Here is a 20949-nt window from a genome sequence, read left to right on the forward strand (position 1 = left end):
GTCGCTTTATTTGTCTTCTCGTTTCAAATCACGGTTTACTCGCTGGAATAACTTTTCAAGTGAAATGACTTTGACATGCGCCAAGTCGCGGTGCATCCAGCTTGATATCGCATTCATAATGGCGGAACAGTCTTCCGTGGAAGCGCTGTTATACATGCACGACTTCGTTCCATATTCATTAAACATTCGACTGTCATTTTTATCACTTCCATCTTGGATTTGTTTCAATCCGATCTGCTTTGCTTTATCAATTAACGTGGCATCCACAGCGATCGCATGCTCAATTCCGGCCAGTGATGTCGCGACAGTCACCCCCTCGTCTTATTCGTAACATTCCACCTATTAATCACTATAATATAAATTATATTAATTATATCATTGTAGTCAATTGATTTTTACAAAAAAAAACCGACAGTACTGTGAATGGTGCATCCACAGCGCTATCGGTCCTTCATTTTGAATATTGTGCCCGCTTAGTTTAACTGACCTGTTGTTTTGCGAATGACAAGGCTTGGTTGCAGGTTGATCTTCTTATAGCTTGGCTGTTTGCCTCTATTGTCTATCACTTGCAACAACAAGCGTGCGGCTTCTCTGCCGATTTCTTGCTCGGATTGGTCGATGTACGTCAGCAGGCTGAATTCCTCCAGCAGCGGACTCGGGTTATCGAAGGTAATAATCGAGATATCCTCCGGCACGCGCAGCCCGACTTGCTTGGCAATCGACAAGATGTGGACGCCAAGCGCACAATTCAGTGCAATGTAAGCCGTCGCCATCCGGTTCTTAATAAACCGGTACAGCGGGTGAGCCTGGTTCAATACCGTTTGGTTCTCACTTGATGTCGTGAATAGTGTATTTACAATCTCTTGCGAAGCATTGACATGGAAGTCCGTCAGAATCAGTGCCGGGTTAATGAGTGCGCCTTTCTGCTTAAGCGCTTCGTTATAGCCTTGAATCCGCTCCTCCACCGATACTGTCATAAGCGGAGAGTCCGAGCAGATCGCAATGTTCCGGTGACCCAGACTCCATAGATGATCAACCGCCAATATCGAAGCTTGGACACTGTCAGAGGATACGACATTCGTTTCTACGCCCGGCAGATGACGATCAATCAGCACGAACGGGTAGTTCTGCATCTTCAGCGCGATAATTTCTTCGTTGTACACTTCCGCATCCACCGGGAAAATAATCAATCCGTCAACGCTGTTCTTCAGTTCGCGAATGACTTCCTTCTCCATCTCCTTGGAGTTGTAGGTGAACATCACTACCACGGAATACTTGCTCGCTTCCAGCATTTCCGTGATCCCATGAAGAAGACGGATCGCGAAGTAATCGTTGATGAACGGAAAGACCAGGCCAATCTTCGCCCGGTAGCTTGTCCGCTCCGGTACAGCGGCCTCAATAATTGCGCTAGTCGCAATATGCGTCTCCGGAATGCCTTTGATGAAGCTTCCTCTACCCGGTATGCGATAGATCCAGCCGTCCTTCGCCAGCTCCGCCAATGCATTAACAACCGTGATCCGACTGACCTCGAACTGATCCATTAGGTCCTTCTCCGTCGGAATTTTATCATCCTCTACCAGCTTCCTGGTTATAATCAGGTCCTTAAAATAATTTTGAATCTGAATATATAGAGGCTCTCTATCCTGACTCATGAGCCAATCCCCCATTATCTATTTATTTCACCGCACGTACCTTTATATCAAATATATCATAAACATCTTGGATTATAAAGCAACCTAACATGGTGCACGCAATAAAAATGCTCCCCTGCCCACAACCAAACATTTATGCATTTTATTAGTTATTTTACCTTCTAAGGCGTTGCTTTAAACAATATAATGATCATGTTAAATCATTTAAATACATGCTTGGCAGGAGGTGGATTACGGAGACCGCAATTAAGGCGTGCAAAGCTCAGCAACCGTGTATCATTAGTTCATTCATTTCATAACCAAGAAAGCGGGATGATAAGGTGAGAACAAGCAAACTAGGCAGTCTCCTGTTAGCCGTCGCATTGATTAGCGCTGTATTCGCAACACAGGTATTCGCCGCCCCTCCATCAGATCCAATCAGAGCAGAGCTCAAAGGTAAAATTGCGAACGTCACCGGCGCCGTCGCTAAGAAGTTCAATGCCAAAGACAATCTGGGCAACAACATGGATACGGCCAAAATCATCGCAAACCCTTATGTATCCGGTCAATTTCTCGCCGTTTATCATACTTATACGACCGGCGTAGCGAAACTAAATCTCGCTAAATCAACTGATCTGCTCAATTGGACGTTCATCCGCGCACTCGCTGGCTCATCCGGCAACAACGCTACGCAAGGTGCAATTAAAGCCGCATCAGATGGCGGTTTCGTCGTCGCTTGGGAACAGGAACCGAACAATCATTTGAAGGTTGCTTATTACAGCAGCTGGAGCAATCTGCAGAACGGTATCGCCTCCAAAACCTACAACTGCCCAAGACAGCTGTCCAGTTATGCTGAAGGTACGCCGAATATTTACTCCGCGAGCAGCACGAGCGTTGATATCGGCTTCCATTACTTCAAGAACGGCGACGTCGATCGCCAAGCGCGGGGCACACTAACGAACTTTAACTCGTGGTCAAGCAGCACGCAACCGAATATGGATAATGCCCTCTTGTATTGGGGTGTGCTCGGCAACATCGGCGACCGTGACTCGATGGCCTACAAAGGCTATACTTTCGGACTCATGGAAGGCCAATTTACGAAAAACGACTTCGGCTCTTTCCGTCCTTTTATCTATGACTACGCAACGGGCAACGCGGAGCCGCTTGCTATGACGACGCCGGCAGGATCGACAGCCTTCGGCAATCCGTCCTTCACTACCGTCACAATAAACGGGCAAGCTGCCGTCGTTGTCTCGATGATTATTTTCTCAGAAGGCGCGCAAGGCAGCGAAGGCGGTCAATTGATTTATTATTTCTACCAATAGCAGTCCGAACGGATTACAATCTCAAAGCAACAAAAGAGAAACCCACGGTTTCATTAACCATGGGTTTCTCTCTTATATGTCCGATTATTTAATCGTTATCAGATGCAAGCAGCTTCTAGCCCTTGACGTACTGAAAGACAGGACCGGTCGACTGACCGACGACCAGCTTAGGTTCGAGCACGATTTTGTGATACCCTTCCTCATCGCTCGGACGATCCAGCAAATCCGTCAAAATACTAGCGGCGCGGCTGCCGATCTCCTCTTCCGATTGTGCGATATGCGTATACCATTCCTGGCTGTCGACCTCCGAAGACGGGTCATCGAACGACAGAATCGATAGTTGTCCGGGGACATGCAGCTTCATGCTGCGGGCAAACCCGGAGATGTAGAGAGCGAGCTTCGCGTTCAACGTAATATACGCGGTTGCTTGACCGTTCTTGAGGCAGCGAGCCAGTGCATGGGCATCGTCCTTCTGATCATAATCGATCACAAGCTCCGTCAGAATGAGCGCCGGATCAATCATCGCGCCCCTTTGCTTGAGCGCTTCAACATAACCGGCAATCCGCTCCTCAACCGTAACTGTCGGAAGCGGCGAGTCCGAGCAGATTGCAATATTCCGATGGCCAAGCTCCCATAGATGGGAGACCGCCAATTGCGCTCCCAGCCTGCTGTCCGAGCAGACGAAATGCGTTTCTACCCCCGGTAAATAGCGATCTATGAGCACGAATGGGAAATGGCTCATTTTGAGCGACAGGATCTCCTCATTGTACGTCTCGGCATCGATCGGGAAGATGATCAGACCCGCTACATCCTTCTGGAGCAGCTGAACTATCGCTTCTTTCTCGAATTCTTTGGAATGATTCGTTAAGATGACGGCCAGGTAATAATCGCTGTGTTTCATTATCTTGTTCATTCCCTCAATCAAACGAAGGGCAAAATAGTCATCCAGCGATGGAATGATAAATCCGATCATTCTTTTGCCGACCGGACGCTCACGTTGCACGATTTCCCGCTTCTCGCGTATTTGCTCCGTTACTACCGGCAGATTCTCAGATGGTGAAGGAGGTACCTCGGGAACGAAAGGCATATCCTTGCTGACAAAGCTGCCCCTGCCCGGGATCCGATAAATCCAGCCTTCCTTGGCAAGCTGGGTTAATGCATTGGCAATTGTGATCCGGCTCACATTGAAATCGACCATCAATTCCTTCTCGGAAGGAATTTTCTCGTCGATCGTCAGCGCTCCGGAACCAATCAGCTTCTTGAAATGCTCCTGCACTTGGAGATAAAGCGGCTGTCGCTCTTTCTGCATCATCAATTGCTCCCAACCCATAGTTAATAACTTATTTAATATAATAAATACAATACTTTGATATATTATATGTTGTCAACGGATTATTTAGTCGATGAATTAGGTTCAATCGGCAGACCTTTGCTTTCGCGAACCAGCTGAAAATACGTGTCCGGACGTACGAAAACAACATCTGTATTCGACAAGTAATGGTCCCTTGCGTTCACGAAATTCTGATAGGAAACCTGCCAAGGATTGGCTTGAATGGCGACGAAAGCAGGGGATTTGCCATCCCATTTCTTAATCGCCGCCTCGATGCCATTGGTCAGGTCGCCTTCCGTGCTGCCATAAGAGACATTCAACTCTTGACCCGGAAGCTCATTCTTGTAAACCTCAATCTTGCCTGTGCCAAATTGGGAGGTAAACCCAAGCAGCGAAGGTGCATGCTCAGCGAAACGATTGGCAGCCTCCGGCGTAATTTCCCCTTTCACGTAGTTCCAAATGGTCAAGACCCGAAGTCCCGCTCGCGACATATAATCATTGGTGCGAGTGACAAAGTTGTCCAGCCCCTCTCCGTCCTTCCAGAAGTTCGGGTACGTATAGCCCATTCCCGAAGGACCGGAAATTAACGCATCGTTCGGCGTTGCGGTTTTGTACAAGAAATTGAGGATCCCCGGCATCGTATCCACCATTAACGGCGAAACCGTCCAGCCCAGCGGCACCTCACCGCGGTCAGGCGTATCCCAGAATTTCTTGAACGAATGCTCCATATACTGCAAGTTATCGCCATCGCTCAGGATGAACGACACGTAGATTTTATTTTCCAGCGGCGGTTTCTTCGGCAGTTCAGGTACGGTAATTTCGCGCGAGGTTCCGCTAAATACGCTTAGATTAGAGGAATAATCGCTCGCGACGGTAGCTAATCCGAAATCGGATGTCTTCTTTACCCCTTCTCCCTCATCCGGCCACCACCCCATATAGAGTCCGCTTCCGTAAGGCATATCCGTCAGAAATTTATCCAGCAGCTCGCTTTCCTTCGGCTCTTTCGGATTGAGCCACACGACGGCTGCCGTGAGATTCATCGCGTAATCTCTGAGATAAGACTTGAGCGAAGGATCGAGGCCGATGATCACGCGGTGCGTCACTTTAGGCCAATAATTCGACAGCATAAATTCGTAGACTTCCAGCTTGGATGTGAAATCCCCGCGCAAATCTTCCAGAATAGGCAGGTTGTAAGGATCTCCCGTCAGCTTCTCCACCAGTGCCGGAGGTGCAACAATCCCGTCCTTAAGGCCTGCAATCGTCGTTGCCAGATTGACGGTATCCGGCTGGCTGTCATCATAGACCACGATGCCTTTTACTTCCGAGCGATATTTGTCCAGCAGCTTCCAGTTATCCTTCTCTTCTTTATAGGCAAGTCCGAGCGAAGCCAGCCATGAAGTTCCCGTGCTGCCATTCACATTATCCGTGAACGCGTACAAGCGAGGTTGGGTTTTGTTGACCACGCCTTTCAACGAAGTGAATACGAGATTCTCCTCCTTGCGAAGCGCCCAGGAGATGCCGACATCGAATAGTTTCAAGGTCGATTTGCCCGTCCACTGAACCCGAAACTCAAGTGAATGCCCACCTTCCGGGACGGTAAAAGGAAGCTCGAAGCTTTGAGACGCATTCGGCAGCTTGAAATCCCAGTTCGATACATCAAGCGACGCGAGAGTCATACCCGCTTCTTGATCGAGCACTTCCAGTTTCGCCACAACCCCATTCTCATTCGCAAAGCTGTCCACCTGCATGTTCACGATCGCCTTGTTCTCGCCGGCCGGAATGTTCGTTTGATCCGTAATGTCCAGCATCGGAACATTTGGCGCATCGCTGCCTGCAGCGGCAAGCCAGCCATCTCCATCCGCTTTGCCGGTCTTATGCGCGAACGAGGCATCCTCCGCCTGATAGTAGAAGTTGTCTGTAGTGTACATCAGATCGAGCGTCGAAGCCGGTTCCTCGAACGTGGGCAATGCTTGCCCCTCCGGCCAATGGACTCCCTCACTCTTCGCAGGCCAGGCAAAATAAGCGGTGACGGCTGCAGCAGCTACAACAACTAAGGAACCGAGTAGAATAAATCTGCCTTTCAATGGATCTCCTCCTATTGGGGTGATGGTTGGGTGATGGTTGGTTGATGGCTGTTCCCGTGTTGTCAAAGTTCTTAATATTTACTATAATATATATAATAAATAATATCTAGGATGAAAAGGTCGTACAGGAGCCTCCCCTGCACCACTCGCCATCACCGAGCTGGACTTGCATGCCGCTTGCTGCAACTCACCCTCACAATCCACACTGCCAGAAACTAGCATCTCTCATGCCGGATGCCGTATGCCACGCAACGCATTCCGCTAGCCGCTCGCACACTCGCCGCAATCGCATCCCCCTCACAACCCACCTGCCACATGCCAGTACTCGCATTTCTCTCGCCGAAAAAATCTAACGAATCGTAGAAGCCTTATTTGGCCGAATATCGAGGCTTTGAAATTCTAACGAATCGTAGAGGTCTTATTGTGGGAGAATCAGCACCAAAACACCTAAAAAGCATCAAATAAGGCTCGTACGATTCGTTAGAATTTTTTTAGAGCTAATTTCGGGCAAATAAGACCTGTACGATTCGTTAGAGCATCCGCAAAAAAAAGCCGCCGACTAAGCCGGCAGCTTCACATCCTCGAGGTAGGAACAACCGCGTTATTCCCCCATTATATATTGCGTTATAAAATCATTGCCGAATTTCCCTTCCGGGTCATAGAGACGAAGAAGTTGCTGGAAGCCGGGCAGATTCTCATAGTGCGATTGTACCCGGGCCGGCGACATGGTGAATAGCTTCCCCCAGTGAGGACGAGCATGGAAGGGCTCAAGCTGCTCCTCGATAACGGGCAGCAGTTGTTGAACAGCCTCCCAATTATCCCTCCACGTAAAATGAATGGCTACCATCTCCTGCTTGAAACAAGGGCTCATCCATAGATCATCTGCGGCAATGGTGCGAATCTCCGAAACATGAAGAAACGGCGATATTTGATCACGCAGACGGTTTATCGCACACAAAGCCGAATACGCGTCCCGACGCGGCACAAAATACTCACTTTGCAGCTCCTCCCCCGCACTCGGCATGAAGTCCATGCGGAAATGCGGCAGTCGTTCATACCAAGGTCCGGCAATTCCCATCTGTTGGCTGCAATTCTCCGGAGACACGCCAGGCACCGGATGCAGATGCGAAGGTGCTGGTGTAGCGCCGTAAAACTCGGCTTCTGCTTGAGTCGCTGTGGCTGCATCCGATAGACGCGTCTTCACCCACACTTGATTGAACGACGTGGACTTCCAATCCGTAAACAAACTCACGCTGTAGGCACTGGAGAAGATCGCGTCGAAGTGGTCCTCAAGCTGCGTTAGCGGTAAGTTTTCGTATATAAACTGACTCATTTGGAAAGCCGGAACCACGTCTAGCGTAAGTTTGGTGACTACGCCTAAAGCTCCAAGTCCCACAACAACACCGGTAAATGCTCCATCTTCTTGATCGCGAGAGAGCATAATCGTCTCCCCGTCCGCTTTGACAATCTCCAGGGAATGAACCGCTGTAGCTAAATTGCCATTCAAATCACCGGAACCATGCGTCGCTGTCGCTATCGCACCACCAACCGAGATATGGGGCAGCGATGCCAAGTTATGCAGCGCATAGCCGTTGCTATGAAGATAGTGGCACAGCTCTCCGTACCGGATTCCCGCTTCCACCGTTACACGATTATGCGTGCGATCTAATGCGATTACCCGGTTCAGCTTCTGGAGCGAGAGATGAGATCCGCCAGTATCGGCGATACCATTGAATGAATGACGTGTACCAAGCACCTTTATTCGATTGCTGCGAGCGACTAATTCTTGTACTTGCTCAACTGTTTCAGGCGTATGAATCTCCAAGGCGTTATATCTGTAGTTCCCTGCCCAGTTACGATGATTTTCAAGTGTTCCCATAGCAAGACATCCTTCCTGCATGTATCGGTAGTATTAATACTTGCTTCGCCTTCAGTTGGGGATATCCCTGCCTATCATGGAAGGTTTCTCGCCATATATCGCGCCTTCTCTCTCGGAATAGCTAAAGAATAAAGAAGAGGCTTCTGTGAGTAGTTAAACTCACGGAAGCCTCTTTAACGACCTGCTGTTTATTTTCCTTCTTTCACAAACTGCTCAATCCGGCTTAATCTCTCGATTCGGAGCAACCGGCGTGGTACAGCAACTACTTGGCATGCTCGCGCGATCCTCGGCTGCTTCAAATTCACTGTCATGCTTCGTGTAAAAAACTTCCCACGGGTTACCTTCCGGATCCGTTACCCAAATTTTGAGGCGACTGATGTGCATTTACCGGAATTTCGATTTTCATCAAAAGCACCTTCTATAATCAAATTATTTTGATTAATCTTCTTGGATTCAATTTACCATGATTTTCTCTGATGGTCAATATTAAATCAATAAAAATTGATTAATAACCATTTCACTCATAAGCCCAGACACAATCCTTCGGGCGTTTATCCGGCAGGAACCCTTTGAATATCGTAGTGCTCAACTGATGCATATCCGTTCGTTCCCGGTATTCGATCCGGCAGCATAAGCGCGGCTCGATCCATTTCGTTTTCTGATCTTCTCCGGTATGGAGCTGCTGTGCGATTGCGAGAAATGCTTGCTTTTCCTCTGGCTTGATGCCGACTTCAACGGTCCCTACCGGCTTATTCTTCATCGTCCTAAAATGAAGACCTATGACAAGCGCGAACGGTTCTGTCCGGTAGCCCAGGATAACCGTGTCAATGGACTTGAAGTGTTTGATTTTCAACCAATCCGCCGATAACTTATCCAGTTGATAGATGGAATCCTTCCGTTTCGCGACAATGCCTTCCAACCCTTTCTCCTTCGTCATCGCGAACAACGCCTTGCTCTTCCCATCGACAAACATCGTTTTCGTAAGAACCGATGAATCGGACACCAGTTCAGATAAGCGTTCCTTCCGCTGCATCAATGGCTCGTGCAAATGCTCACGATCCGTATACAAAAGATCAAACACCACGAAAGTCACCGGATGCGTACGCGTCGCTTGTGCAATTCTAGAGGAGTGGCTCAGCCTCCCGCGATGCAAGAAGTCATCGAACACCGGTCTTCCCCCGCGCATGCATATCCCTTCGCAGTCCAAAATAGCCGAGTCCGCCTTGATTGCGGCTGCGGCTTCCGTTAACTCGGGAAACTTGGGTGTAACAATGGCTCCGTACCGTGTATAAGCTTCCATACGTTCGTTTTGCTTATGAATGAGCAAACGCCAGCCGTCATATTTGGGCTCGAAAATATACCCTTCATCATCGAAGGCTTCCTTCCCAACACTCACGATCATGGGCTTTAATGCAGAAAAGAGCATAGGCGGCATCCCTCCCCCTACACTCTATTGTGGCCGCAATAAATAGAGAGCAAACCAGCTGACTCTATCTCCTGCCGTTATTTCGATTCACTTTCGATCACATAGCCGTTCTTCGTAATATGATCCTCGAACATTCGCTGTATATCAGGGAACTCCTCGCGCTCAAGCCACGTATCCGTTTTCCATACGCTCGACGTATTCAGCGCACGCGGGCAATGCACGAAACACTCTTCCACGGTTACCTTAACCGCGAATTGCGGAGGTCTGCCATTCAGTGTCATGCTCTGCTGCAAAGTCTCGTTATAGACCATCCGCGCAGTTCCGTTAATGCGAAGCACCTCGTTCATCCCAGGCAAAATGCAGATCATGCCGAGCCGCGGATTTTCCAGCAGGTTCATCATCGAATCGACCCGCCTGTTTCCCATTCGCTCAGGAAACGCTAAGGTGTGGTCATCCAATACCTTCACGAACCCGGGCTGATCGCCGCGCGGCGATACATCGCATTGGCCTTTGGCATTCGCGGTAGATAGGAAGAACAGCGGACACTTTGCCAAATAGGCACGGACATGATCATCGATATGATCGATGGTTTTCTTCACAACGGCCTCGTGCGGTACGCCGACCACCTCTCGCAAACGCGCAATGGAATCAATAATTTCGTCTTCTTGATGGTTATAAATCATAATGAATGATTTTCCTTCCTCTATTGAATCTTTGTATCCATTGTACAGGAAAACAGCTTCCTCCGCATGGCCTTATCCTTTCAGCGCATACACTGAATTAATACGTTGAATCGGAGGTTTTATTCATGACCTTATTTCTAGACCATCCAGAGTGGTATATCCTCGGCCCTTTATTTGGCATAACAGTGGCGGCTATGTACGCGGTTTCAAATAAACCGCTCGGTGCCACTGGATTTTATGCTCAACTTACGGACATGATCCTAGGTCGCCCAATGAAAGAGGCATGGCGTCTTTGGTACTTGTTAGGCGTAATGTTAGGCGGTTCAGCAGCCGCCTGGATCGGCGGGGATTCAGGCCCTGTCTCTTATTACGGAAAAATGGGAGAACTGCTCCCGATACAAGCTCTTATTCCTATTTTGTTCATTGGCGGCCTGCTTATGGGAATCGGTGCCAGATTCGCCGGCGGTTGCACCTCCGGACATGCCTTATGCGGAACATCCACGTTATCTCCCGCCAGTATCGTATCGACTATCGTTTTTTTCGGTGTAGCTGTAATCGTAACCTTCATCCTTCATGCGATAACAGGAGGTGCTCTATGAAACGTACGGGATTTCTATTCGGACTATGTTTTGGTTTCTTGATCGCTCTGGCCCAATTTACGGATTACAATGTGATTCATCAGGGGCTGTTAATGAAGCAGGCTTATATTTATCTCGTCATGGCTTCATCCGTCATCGTATCGATGATTCTGCTCTGGCTGTTAACGAAGCTTAAATGGCGCACTCTGCTGGGCGGTCCGCTTAAACTGCCGAAACTCCCCATCCGCAAGCATCACATCTGGGGCGGCGCACTCTTTGGAGCAGGTTGGGCGATTACGGGAACTTGCCCTACCGTTTCGGCGGCCATGCTTGGCACAGGGAAACTTCTGGGACTGAGCGTAATGGCCGGCCTGCTCGTTGGGGTATTGCTAAAGGATGTTTGGAGCAATCGTAAACCGTGATATCATGAGAAGCCTCTTATTCATTAGATAATGATCGCAGACGTCTAAGCGACGGGAACAAGAACATCCACAAACCTGCTACTACGACTGTTCCGATGCCACCGACGAATGCAGCCTGAACAGGTCCAATCATCCCGGCAAGCGTACCCGACTCAAACTCTCCCAACTGATTGGAGGTTCCGATGAACAGCGAGTTTACCGCATTTACGCGGCCCCTCATCTCATCCGGCGTTTGCAGTTGTACAAGGGAAGAACGAATCACCACGCTGATGACATCCGAACCTCCGATAAGCAGTAAGGCGACCAGCGAAATGATCAAATTCGTCGATACCGCAAAGAGCATGGTAGCTAATCCAAAAACGCCAAGCGCTCCGAACAATATCGGACCAAGCGCTTTCTTAAGCGGGAAATAGACGAGTGCAATGGACATTAACAATGCACCGACGGCAGGTGCGGTCCGCATCACACCTAATCCTAGTGGACCTGTATGTAAAATGTCCTCCGCGAAAATAGGCAGCAGAGCTGTTGCGCCACCAAGAAGAACGGCAAACAAATCAAGCGATATCGTCCCCAAGATGACCGGATTGCGTCTGACAAACACCAAGCCGGAGAAGATGGACCTTGCCGTGAGCGGCTCGGGTTTCCTAACGATTCTCTCCATGCGGATGAGGAAAGTAAGAATCCCCGCAACGAATAGCGCCACTGCTGCTGTAACATAGACGAATACCGGCCCCGCCGCAATAAGCACACCGCCTAAGGTCGGTCCTATAATCTGAGAGGTTTGTCCGGTCGAGGTTGTCCACGCAATTGCTTTCTGCATGAGTTCCTTCGGCACCAGCATCGGCAGCAACGACGAAGACGACGGCCCTTCAAATGCCCGGCAAGCACCGAGTATCGCTGCAGCCACCAGAATTTCATTTCGCCCTAGCCATCCTGCCAAGTTCCCAACAAGCAGCAGCGCAGCGATACCGCTTTCGATGATTTGGCACAAGAAAACGATTTTCCTTCTGTCGAACCGATCCGCGACTTGGCCGACAACCAACGTTAGCAGCATCATCGGCAGAAACTGTGCCAGTCCCACAAGTCCGAGGCTGTATGCATCATGCGTCAGCACATACATCTGCCAGCCAATCGCAACGGAAAGCATCTGGAAGGAAGTCGAGGATAACGTACGCGAGACCCAAAATTTCGTAAAAGAAGGCTGCCGGAGTGTAGATTCCGTTTCCGTTTCCAACACGATGCATTTCACGCCCTTTTTTGATTGCTTATTTCCATACTAGTCATGGGAATTGTACTCGATATTCGTAAAAAAGACTACCTCCTTGAAACAAGGAAGTAGTCTTCACGCCGCTCTACTAGCTAATATACAACAGCATAGCCTGATCGCTCGCCGCTGCCAGCCGATAATAATCAACCAACTCTTGATAATAATCCATTACATATTCACGATCTCCGTCGTCATCCCACTCAAGTGAAGGATAGATGTCCACCTTCCTCATTTGCTCGGGATTGTAGCGCTTTAACAGTTCTTCCTCAGAGATAATCACGAGAGCTGCGTAAATCTGTTTCACTTGCTCAACGGTCAAGTAACGTGTGGGCTGATCTTCCTCATCCGCCTCCTCGCCGATCGGCGTGCCTCCAAGAACGGTATGTACAAGCGGTTCAGTTCCTTCCCAAGCAGCCCCATTGAGCAAATAATGAATGGCGTGCCATGACTTATCCAGATATAATGGCTCGTTCTCATTACCATCGTCGCTATAAATCACATCCTCCAACTCCGCTTCCCCTTGAAGCAGATCATGAAGCAGCTCGGACGAAATTCGCTGTAAATTTGCAACCATGCTCATAGTGAATCTCCCTCTCACAGTAGTGACATGCGTGAAATCCAGTAGTCCGTATATTACAACATTACAGAAAATTACATAATTATCCAATAATAAATTTCTGCACTATACATCTCGTTTTCGGCCTGTCGCCGCGAAAGGCTAACGAATCGTACTGGTCTTATTTGGCCGGATTTCACTTCTCCGAATATCTAACGAATCATACAGGTCTTATTTCGAGAAAATCGACTCTGAATTGCCCATAAACCATCAAATAAGGCTTCTACGATTCGTTAGAATTTTTTCGAGCTATTTTGGGGCAAATAAGCCCTGTACGATTCGTTAGAGCATTTCGCTTTATGCACCTCACAAGAATAATGACCATAATGATTCACTCCGAAATCAAAAAAAGCTTCTCACAGTTCAAAATCGAACTTGTGAGAAGCCTTTTAGTTCACAGAGACTCCGTTTGTTCGTAGGTCGAGTTATTGAGTACTGATTATGGCAATCGTCTTGTTGCTCACGTCCCATGCGACCTTAGCGCCGAGAGACTCGCTGATGAAGCGGACGGGAACGAGAGCGGAATTGTTTACGATAGCCGGAGGAACGTCTATTGCCAGCTTCTGTCCGTTCACCCAAGCTGTCTTTTCTCCGACGGTTAAACGGATCGACAGGTTTCCTTTCTCTGCCGTAATGGTCGAGGAGGCGGAATTCCATTGGACTTTTGCGTTCATCGCTTCAAAGATGGCTCGTAAAGGTACCAAGATCCGTCCTGCCTGATTAACTGGAGACTGGTCCATCTGCAAATAGTTCCCGTTCACTTCGACGAAGTAAGGATCCTTCTCAATCGTTTCATTCGGATAGCTTGGAATTGCTGCAGGGATTTTGCCGTTCCATTTCGATCCGTTCCCTAGATATGGAGCTCCCCACGACCAAAGCGTTCCGTCCGCACGAATGGCCATCGAACGGAAGCCGACGCCGTGTGCTGCGATCTTCGTCATCTTCTTCAAGCCGATAACTTGGACGAGCTTATCGCTCGACTGGAAAGAGCCATTCCCCAGTTGCCCTCCCGAATTGGTTCCGCTCGCCCAGACCGTACCGTCCTTTTTAAGAAGCAGAGGCCCGCCTGCTGAAGCCTGAACGGCGGCGACGCCCGTTGCTCCATCCAACTTTCTTGCGGTTGAGCCGTCGTCCACGGATACTCCATTCGACATACCTACTCCGCTAGATCCCCAATACCATACAGTCCCATCTGTATCGAGCCCGTAAGTATACTGAGAACCGACGGCGACTTGCACAATGTCTTCGACATCTGGGATTTGCGTCAGCTGATCTAGGTACTGCCACACGGTACCGTCCTTCTTAAGCGCGACGAAACTACCGTAGCCAGACGAGATCGAAACCACGTCGCTCAGCCCGTTAAATTGCATGGGAACACTGGCATTATGAATTGTGCCATCTGAATCCTGGTAGTAGATTCCGCCCCATCCCCATACGGTGCCGTCCTTCTTCACGGCGAAACTTCGCGTCCAATCGCTTTCGATTGCTACGACGTCAGTAAGGCCGGTCACTTGGGCCGGCAGTGCTCGGCTCTTATCGGTCCCGTCGCCGAGCTCGCCGTCATGGTTGCCACCCCAAGCCCATACCGTACCGTCATCTCGAAGAGCCAGAGAATGAGTTTGGCCTCCAGTAACTGCGATTACTCCTGTCAAACCCGGGACCTTCACGGGTACGAGTGAAGACAGGTTGGTCTCGCCGACTTCTGTTCCTCTGTAGGTCGTGGTATCGCCCCACTGCCAGACTGTTCCATCTTTTTTGATTCCCAAGCTGTGACTGACTCCAACCGCGATGGAGCTCCAGCCCTTCTCGGACATCGGTTCCGCTTGCGCTCCGGATAACGGGACTATCGTTCCTACGGACATAGCACCGACTAGCACAATGGCAGCCAATATCGATTTAATCTTCATTTATTATGATCTCCTTTTCTCCTTCACATCTACCAAATTATATAAGTTTTAGTCTTTTTTGAATACCTAAAATTAGTATTTTTGTACGTATGGAAATGCTATTTAGCAGTGCCTGGAAAACGATGATGACCGTCTTTGTCATGAAAAAAGAGGCATCCCACAAGTTCAGTGAACTCATGAGATGCCTCTAGTTTTCTGCCGATGTTACCCTTTAGTTACCCTCAGGGTACCCCGTCTCCAAAACCCTTATAAATCAAGGGCTAAGGGCGCATATTACATCATGCCGCCCATTCCGCCCATGCCACCCATGCCGCCCATGTCAGGCATGCCTGGTTTGTCTTTCTCCGGTTTGTCGGCAACAACAGCTTCAGTTGTCAGGAACATCGCCGCAACGGATGCTGCGTTTTGAAGAGCGGAACGTGTTACTTTAGCAGGGTCAACGATACCTGCTTGGAACATGTTAACCCACTCGCCTGTAGCTGCGTTGTAGCCTACGCCGATTTCTTCTTTTTTCAGACGCTCAACGATAACGGAGCCTTCTTGACCCGCGTTAGCCGCGATTGTGCGAACAGGCTCTTCAAGAGCGCGAAGCACGATGTTAACGCCTGTTTTCTCGTCGCCGACAGCGTTAACTGCCGCAACTGCTGCGTATACGTTCACGAGTGCAGTACCGCCACCGGATACGATACCTTCTTCAACTGCTGCGCGAGTCGAGTTCAGGGCATCTTCGATGCGAAGTTTGCGCTCTTTCAATTCGGTTTCAGTCGCTGCGCCAACTTTGATGACAGCTACGCCGCCAGCAAGTTTAGCCAGACGCTCTTGCAGTTTCTCACGGTCGAAGTCGGAAGTCGTTTCTTCCAGCTGCGCACGGATTTGGCCGATGCGAACGTCGATGTCTTTCTTGTCGCCGGCACCGTCAACAAGGATTGTGTTTTCTTTGGTAACGCGGATTTGACGAGCTGTACCCAGTTGGTCAACAGTAGTCGCTTTAAGCTCAAGGCCCAGCTCTTCTGTGATCACTTGGCCGCCAGTCAGAGCAGCGATATCGCCAAGCATTGCTTTACGACGGTCGCCGAAGCCAGGAGCTTTAACAGCTACGCAAGTGAATGTACCGCGCAGACGGTTAACGAGCAATGTTGCCAGTGCTTCGCCTTCAACATCTTCAGCGATGATCAGCAATTGCTTGCCGGATTGTACCACTTTCTCAAGAACCGGAAGGATCTCTTGAATGTTGGAGATTTTTTTATCCGTGATCAGAATGAATGGGTTGTCCAGGACAGCTTCCATTTTATCTGTATCTGTGATCATGTAAGGGGAGAGGTAACCGCGGTCAAACTGCATACCTTCAACCACTTCAAGCTCAGTAACGAAGCCTTTGGATTCTTCAACAGTGATAACGCCGTCGTTGCCGACTTTGTCCATTGCTTCAGCAATCAGTTGGCCTACTTCTTCATCAGCAGAGGAGATCGAAGCAACTTGTGCGATCGATTCTGTACCTGCGATTGGTTTAGCGATGACTTTCAGTTCTTCGATTGCAGCGCGAACTGCTTTCTCGATACCTTTGCGGATAACCATCGGGTTAGCGCCTGCAGTTACGTTTTTCAAGCCTTCGCGAATCATCGCTTGTGCAAGAACGGTAGCTGTAGTTGTACCGTCACCGGCAACATCGTTCGTTTTTGTAGCAACTTCTTTAACGAGCTGAGCACCCATGTTCTCGAATGCATCGTCAAGCTCGATTTCTTTCGCGATGGATACACCATCGTTCGTGATCAATGGGCTGCCGAATTTCTTCTCGAGCACCACGTTGCGGCCTTTAGGACCAAGTGTGACTTTAACGGCATTTGCAAGTGCATCAACACCGCGCAGCATTGCGCGACGAGCGTCTTCGCCGAATTTAATTTCCTTCGCCATCGTAGATAACCTCCCAGTTAATCATTAGTTTAAGTAAAAAGCGTTGCATGTATGTGGAGTCAGCACGTAGGCTTAACCCAGGATCGCGTGAATGTCGCTTTCTTTCATAATCAAAAGCTCTTTACCTTCGTATTTCACTTCGGTACCTGCATATTTGGAGAACAATACGCGGTCGCCTTCCTTAACTTCAAGCGCAATACGTACGCCGTCCTTAACCGCTCCGCTGCCTACAGCGATTACTTTGCCTTCTTGCGGCTTTTCTTTAGCTGTTTCCGGCAACAGAATGCCGCTAGCAGTCGTTTCTTCTTTCGCGATTGGTTCGATCAATACGCGCTCACCCAAAGGTCTGATCATGAAAAATAGCCTCCTTTTGATATTAATGCTGCAAATTGTTTGTCCCGTTAGCACTCGCAATCATCAAGTGCTAATAACATTTCTAATCATACCGATTTTGAATGCAGATTTCAAGTCTCTCGCGCTCAATTTATATGATTTTTACATTCCATTCCCGTTGGAATGCTGCCATCATCCCTGCGCAACAGACCAAAAAAGCCGGCTTTCGCCGACTTTCTTATTTGTCACCGTATTCTTCTTCCCATGCTTGAGCGGCCTTTAATTGTTTGCCGTAGACAACGCTCGAAAGCATGACGCTAACTTCGTAGAGCAGGATGAGCGGAACAGCCACTAACGAATCGGAAATGAAATCCGGCGGCGTCACGACGATCCCCACAATAATCAGCAAGAAATACGCCAGTCGTCTCATTTTCTTAAGCCGTTTCGGATTCACAATGCGCAGCTGCGTCAGAAACATAATGACGATCGGCAGCTCGAAGAGCAGCGAAATCGGAATGACGATGTTAAACAGAAACGTAAAGTACTGAATGATCCCGTAGTTCTCTTCGAGGTTCAAATGCTTCGCCACATCGGTCGTAAAATTAAACGCCATCGGGAACACTACGTAATACGAAAACGCTAATCCGATCAAGAACATAATCAGCACGAACGGGACGAACATAAGCGCCGCCCGTTGTTCCTTGCGGCCAAGCGCAGGTCTAACGAAAGCCCACAGCTGAAAAGCAGTTGCCGGCAAGGCGAAGATGAGGGCAATGACAAGGGCAAACTTCATATACATGCCAATACCGTCCCACAAGGAGAACGCATAAAATTTCATGCCCTTAACCGGTTCTTGGTCCAGCAAGAACTGATAAACCGGATTGGCCAAGATCAGCCCGATAACCATCCCAATGACGAGGATGACCAGTATAAAAATAATTCTGCGCCTAAGCTCGCCGATATGGTCGAACAAGGTCATTAATTGATCGCCGCGAGCGGCTTCCTTCTCGGCTGCTTCATCTTTCTCAACCACCGCTATGCTCACCTCTTCTCACGCCTGAAATCAGCTTGTACCGCCCTGCCCTCTGACGGTCATAAAAAAAGCGGGCCCCACTTACTCTGGGAGCCGCTTTTCGTCTTTTTGCTCATCGCGGTTAATTTCAACCCGACTCACTGGCTTGCGGTTGCGATCATCATCATCATCCATGATATCCTTCGCACCGGCTTTAAATTCCTTCAGCGTACGGCCGAAAGCGCGTCCGAGCTCCGGCAGCTTATTCGGTCCGAACAACAATAAAGCGACAAGGGCAATAAGTAAAAATCCTGTCACGCCAATTCCACTAAACATGGTTGGGTAGCCTCCTTTAAATAACGAGTTGACGAGTTGTACATACACGGAAATCCGCTCTTACGAGCAGAAAGGAATCATACGCTTCGCCCGGGTACACCTCTCGCTTAATAGGATTAGCAGCTGTTTAAGCCGCCATAACCCATGGAGACAATGTCCTCTCTGGTGATGATATCGCCCGCCAAGATGCGCGGCAATAGCACATTAAACGAAGTATAAGGATCATGCATGACGCAGCCTGGGAGTCCCATAATGGGAACGCCGTTCAAATAACCCATAAGCAGCATCGATCCCGGCAGCATCGGTGTTCCGTAGCTGACAATCTCTGCACCGGACTCTGCAATTGCTGCAGGTGTTCGGTCGTCGGGATCCACTGACATCCCGCCCGTTACCACTATCATATCATAGGACTGGTGCAGCAAGTAGTGTATTTCCTTGACAATTATATGGCGCTCGTCCGGCGCGAAACGCTGCTCCATCACTTCGGAGCCGAGCGCTTCTACAATTCGCCGAACAGCAGGCCCGAACTTATCTTCAATGCGGCCGGAGAACACCTCGCCACCTGTCGTTAAGAGCCCGATTCTAAACTTGCGAAGCGGTTTGAGCCGCAGCGGCGACTGCCCTTCATGCTGCGCGCGGTAGCTGCTGATCAGCTCCTCTACCGCCTGGACCTTCGACTCGGGCACAACGAGCGGAATGACCCGCGTCGCAGCCAGCTGACCGCCGGGCATAACGACTGCATGCGTGCGCAGCGTAGCCAGGGCGATTTCGCCTAAATCATTAATCGCATGAACGATGGCCGGATCGATCTCCGCGATCGCCGGCACATCCAGCGCAGACTTCACCGCGACTTTCCCCTCATGCGGCTCAGACAGCTTCAGCCCTTCGCTCTGAAGGGCAACGGCCATTCGCTTCGCCGCATCGTCTTCATGGAGCTCGCCTTCGCCAAGCTCCATAATATAAATATGCTCCTTGCCTATATCAAGGAGCTTCGAAATGTCAGTTTCTTCAATGACATGTCCCTTTTTGAACAATCTGCCTTTAAATTGCCCGGGAATAATCTGAGTGAGGTCATGGGCGAGCCGCAGGCCGATCGCTTCTTGGACCGGCACTTCCTTGAGAATCGTTCCGTTCTTCGGCTTCGTCATTCGTTGTGCTCCCCCATTCGTCCCGAGAGAATGTTAAGCGCATGAGGCAGCTGGTCCATAATGGCCATCAGGTTCTCGTGTACGCCTTTGGGACTGCCGGGCAAATTGATAATGAGGGATCGGCCGCGAATGCCGCACACACCGCGCGAGAGCATGGCTCGGCGCGTACGCTGCATAGCCCCCATCCGCATCGCTTCCGCGAGTCCGGGTACGAAACGATCAATGACCTTCATCGTGGCTTCCGGCGTCAGATCGCGCGGAGCAAGTCCCGTTCCGCCTGTCGTAATCACGAGATCCGCTTGAAAATAATCCGTCATTTCTATAAGAGCAGCCATTATTTCATCCTGTTCGTCAGGTACAATTCGGTAATCGACAATCTCGCCGCTAAGCTCCTCTTCCACCAGTTCCCGGATTACCTGTGCACTGGTATCTTCCCGCTCGCCGCGCGATCCTTTGTCGCTGGCTGTCAACAACGCCACTTTCCACCGCATGAGCTTCTCCCCCGTTCACATTTTCGAAAAAGATATGTCATGAACCGCATGAAACCTAAATGCCATTAACGTTATACTCCTTGGCCCATCGCTTCACGCTCTATCGTTTATAATCGCCGTTCTTGCCGCCGCTCTTCTCTGTCAGCAGGGTTGGCCCGATCACCATATCCTTCTGCAGCGCCTTGCACATATCGTATACGGTCAGCGCAGCCGCCGAAACAGCCGTTAGAGCTTCCATTTCCACACCGGTTTTGCCGGTGGTCTTAACGGTTCCTTCTATGTACAGTTCATCCGTGCCATTATCCGCAAAAGCCAGATTAACGCCGGTCAGCGGTAGCGGATGACACATTGGAATCCAGTTTGATGTATTCTTCGCCGCCATAATACCGGCCACCTGCGCAACAGCCAGCACATCCCCCTTGCCGATTGTGCCCGCTTTAATGCGAGATAATGTATCCGGCGCCATAGTCACCGTCGTTCGCGCGACCGCAATGCGGGAGGTGATCTCCTTATCGGACACGTCCACCATCCGTGCGCGCCCTTGTTCGTTGAAATGCGTCAAATCCACGC

Annotated in this window: 20 protein-coding genes; 3 read left to right on the top strand and 17 right to left on the bottom strand. The window is 49.6% G+C overall.

Translation table 11 applies throughout. The features are described from left to right. Nucleotides 1–6: 6 nt before the first annotated feature. Nucleotides 7–312: a hypothetical protein gene (locus I8J30_RS23075; protein WP_210662136.1), complete on the bottom strand. Its 306-nt coding sequence runs from the start codon at nt 310–312 to the stop codon at nt 7–9. A gap of 161 nt (nt 313–473) precedes the next feature. After that, nucleotides 474–1652, bottom strand: coding sequence for a GntR family transcriptional regulator (locus I8J30_RS23080; RefSeq protein ID WP_210662138.1), 1179 nt, complete (start codon nt 1650–1652; stop codon nt 474–476). Between the two features lie 320 nt (nt 1653–1972). Here I8J30_RS23080 and I8J30_RS23085 point away from each other — a divergent pair, with 320 nt between their 5' ends. Further along, nucleotides 1973–2956 carry a hypothetical protein gene (locus I8J30_RS23085; RefSeq protein WP_210662140.1) on the top strand — a complete coding sequence of 328 codons (984 nt, stop codon included), beginning with the start codon at nt 1973–1975 and terminating at the stop codon, nt 2954–2956. 115 nt (nt 2957–3071) lie between these two features. Here the strand turns inward: I8J30_RS23085 and I8J30_RS23090 are convergent, their stop codons facing one another. The 5 genes from I8J30_RS23090 to I8J30_RS23110 all read right to left on the bottom strand — a co-directional run bounded on the left by I8J30_RS23090 (nt 3072) and on the right by I8J30_RS23110 (nt 10358). After that, nucleotides 3072–4268 (bottom strand): GntR family transcriptional regulator, encoded by a 1197-nt coding sequence (locus tag I8J30_RS23090; protein ID WP_240548301.1) that lies wholly within the window; start codon nt 4266–4268, stop codon nt 3072–3074. Between the two features lie 80 nt (nt 4269–4348). Continuing rightward, nucleotides 4349–6370: a GxGYxYP domain-containing protein gene (locus I8J30_RS23095; RefSeq protein WP_210662142.1), complete on the bottom strand. Its 2022-nt coding sequence runs from the start codon at nt 6368–6370 to the stop codon at nt 4349–4351. Nucleotides 6371–6971: 601 nt separating this feature from the next. After that, nucleotides 6972–8249 (bottom strand): FAD-binding protein, encoded by a 1278-nt coding sequence (locus tag I8J30_RS23100; protein ID WP_210662145.1) that lies wholly within the window; start codon nt 8247–8249, stop codon nt 6972–6974. Between the two features lie 517 nt (nt 8250–8766). Beyond that, on the bottom strand, nt 8767–9675 hold the full coding sequence (locus I8J30_RS23105) for an ATP-dependent DNA ligase (protein ID WP_210662147.1): 909 nt from the start codon (nt 9673–9675) through the stop codon (nt 8767–8769). Between the two features lie 77 nt (nt 9676–9752). Continuing rightward, on the bottom strand, nt 9753–10358 hold the full coding sequence (locus I8J30_RS23110) for an MSMEG_1061 family FMN-dependent PPOX-type flavoprotein (RefSeq protein WP_210662149.1): 606 nt from the start codon (nt 10356–10358) through the stop codon (nt 9753–9755). A 125-nt stretch (nt 10359–10483) separates the two neighbouring features. Between I8J30_RS23110 and I8J30_RS23115 the strand changes: the two genes are divergently transcribed. Together I8J30_RS23115 and I8J30_RS23120 are read left to right on the top strand one after the other, a co-directional pair. Continuing rightward, the gene (locus I8J30_RS23115) at nt 10484–10957 is read left to right on the top strand and encodes a YeeE/YedE family protein (RefSeq protein WP_210662150.1); all 474 of its coding nucleotides are present in this window, start codon (nt 10484–10486) and stop codon (nt 10955–10957) included. Beyond that, the gene (locus I8J30_RS23120; protein WP_210662152.1) at nt 10954–11358 is read left to right on the top strand and encodes a DUF6691 family protein; all 405 of its coding nucleotides are present in this window, start codon (nt 10954–10956) and stop codon (nt 11356–11358) included. Before I8J30_RS23115 ends, I8J30_RS23120 begins: the two co-directional genes overlap by 4 nt. A 16-nt stretch (nt 11359–11374) precedes the next feature. On the opposite strand, the gene I8J30_RS23125 is transcribed toward I8J30_RS23120, so the two are convergent. From I8J30_RS23125 to moaC, 10 genes are all read right to left on the bottom strand, one after another. Further along, entirely contained in the window at nt 11375–12595 is a 1221-nt protein-coding gene (locus I8J30_RS23125; RefSeq protein WP_210662154.1) for an MFS transporter, read from the bottom strand. Nucleotides 12596–12713: 118 nt separating this feature from the next. Then, nucleotides 12714–13205, bottom strand: coding sequence for a YfbM family protein (locus I8J30_RS23130; RefSeq protein ID WP_210662156.1), 492 nt, complete (start codon nt 13203–13205; stop codon nt 12714–12716). A 461-nt stretch (nt 13206–13666) separates the two neighbouring features. Beyond that, nucleotides 13667–15148, bottom strand: a complete 1482-nt coding sequence (locus I8J30_RS23135) for a stalk domain-containing protein (RefSeq protein ID WP_210662158.1) — start codon at nt 15146–15148, stop codon at nt 13667–13669. A gap of 273 nt (nt 15149–15421) precedes the next feature. Then, nucleotides 15422–17059, bottom strand: a complete 1638-nt coding sequence (gene groL / locus I8J30_RS23140; protein WP_210662160.1) for a chaperonin GroEL — start codon at nt 17057–17059, stop codon at nt 15422–15424. Between the two features lie 72 nt (nt 17060–17131). Continuing rightward, nucleotides 17132–17413, bottom strand: coding sequence for a co-chaperone GroES (gene groES / locus I8J30_RS23145; RefSeq protein WP_090983460.1), 282 nt, complete (start codon nt 17411–17413; stop codon nt 17132–17134). 217 nt (nt 17414–17630) lie between these two features. Further along, entirely contained in the window at nt 17631–18371 is a 741-nt protein-coding gene (gene tatC / locus I8J30_RS23150; protein WP_210662217.1) for a twin-arginine translocase subunit TatC, read from the bottom strand. 135 nt (nt 18372–18506) lie between these two features. Further along, entirely contained in the window at nt 18507–18740 is a 234-nt protein-coding gene (gene tatA / locus I8J30_RS23155) for a twin-arginine translocase TatA/TatE family subunit (protein ID WP_210662162.1), read from the bottom strand. Between the two features lie 116 nt (nt 18741–18856). Then, nucleotides 18857–19888: a molybdopterin-binding protein gene (locus tag I8J30_RS23160; protein ID WP_210662164.1), complete on the bottom strand. Its 1032-nt coding sequence runs from the start codon at nt 19886–19888 to the stop codon at nt 18857–18859. After that, a complete protein-coding gene (locus tag I8J30_RS23165; RefSeq protein ID WP_090983463.1) occupies nt 19885–20379 on the bottom strand; it encodes a MogA/MoaB family molybdenum cofactor biosynthesis protein in 495 nt (164 codons plus the stop codon). The genes I8J30_RS23160 and I8J30_RS23165 overlap by 4 nt, the downstream gene beginning before the upstream one ends. A gap of 100 nt (nt 20380–20479) precedes the next feature. Beyond that, on the bottom strand, nt 20480–20947 hold the full coding sequence (gene moaC / locus I8J30_RS23170; protein WP_091223630.1) for a cyclic pyranopterin monophosphate synthase MoaC: 468 nt from the start codon (nt 20945–20947) through the stop codon (nt 20480–20482). Nucleotides 20948–20949 lie beyond the last annotated feature (2 nt).

This window comes from Paenibacillus lignilyticus, from assembly GCF_017942085.1.
GTDB classification, from domain to species: Bacteria; Bacillota; Bacilli; order Paenibacillales; family Paenibacillaceae; genus Paenibacillus_Z; species Paenibacillus_Z lignilyticus.

Excerpts from the sequence above, each read along its gene's own strand:
- I8J30_RS23080 (WP_210662138.1), bottom strand. The coding sequence starts at position 1,652 with ATGAGTCAGGATAGAGAGCCTCTATATATTCAGATTCAAAATTATTTT.
- I8J30_RS23090 (WP_240548301.1), bottom strand. The coding sequence starts at position 4,268 with ATGATGCAGAAAGAGCGACAGCCGCTTTATCTCCAAGTGCAGGAGCAT.
- I8J30_RS23100 (WP_210662145.1), bottom strand. The coding sequence starts at position 8,249 with ATGGGAACACTTGAAAATCATCGTAACTGGGCAGGGAACTACAGATAT.
- I8J30_RS23105 (WP_210662147.1), bottom strand. The coding sequence starts at position 9,675 with ATGCTCTTTTCTGCATTAAAGCCCATGATCGTGAGTGTTGGGAAGGAA.
- I8J30_RS23110 (WP_210662149.1), bottom strand. The coding sequence starts at position 10,358 with ATGATTTATAACCATCAAGAAGACGAAATTATTGATTCCATTGCGCGT.
- I8J30_RS23115 (WP_210662150.1), top strand. The coding sequence starts at position 10,484 with ATGACCTTATTTCTAGACCATCCAGAGTGGTATATCCTCGGCCCTTTA.
- I8J30_RS23120 (WP_210662152.1), top strand. The coding sequence starts at position 10,954 with ATGAAACGTACGGGATTTCTATTCGGACTATGTTTTGGTTTCTTGATC.
- I8J30_RS23130 (WP_210662156.1), bottom strand. The coding sequence starts at position 13,205 with ATGAGCATGGTTGCAAATTTACAGCGAATTTCGTCCGAGCTGCTTCAT.
- I8J30_RS23135 (WP_210662158.1), bottom strand. The coding sequence starts at position 15,148 with ATGAAGATTAAATCGATATTGGCTGCCATTGTGCTAGTCGGTGCTATG.
- groL (WP_210662160.1), bottom strand. The coding sequence starts at position 17,059 with ATGGCGAAGGAAATTAAATTCGGCGAAGACGCTCGTCGCGCAATGCTG.
- groES (WP_090983460.1), bottom strand. The coding sequence starts at position 17,413 with ATGATCAGACCTTTGGGTGAGCGCGTATTGATCGAACCAATCGCGAAA.
- tatC (WP_210662217.1), bottom strand. The coding sequence starts at position 18,371 with ATGACCTTGTTCGACCATATCGGCGAGCTTAGGCGCAGAATTATTTTT.
- tatA (WP_210662162.1), bottom strand. The coding sequence starts at position 18,740 with ATGTTTAGTGGAATTGGCGTGACAGGATTTTTACTTATTGCCCTTGTC.
- I8J30_RS23160 (WP_210662164.1), bottom strand. The coding sequence starts at position 19,888 with ATGACGAAGCCGAAGAACGGAACGATTCTCAAGGAAGTGCCGGTCCAA.
- I8J30_RS23165 (WP_090983463.1), bottom strand. The coding sequence starts at position 20,379 with ATGCGGTGGAAAGTGGCGTTGTTGACAGCCAGCGACAAAGGATCGCGC.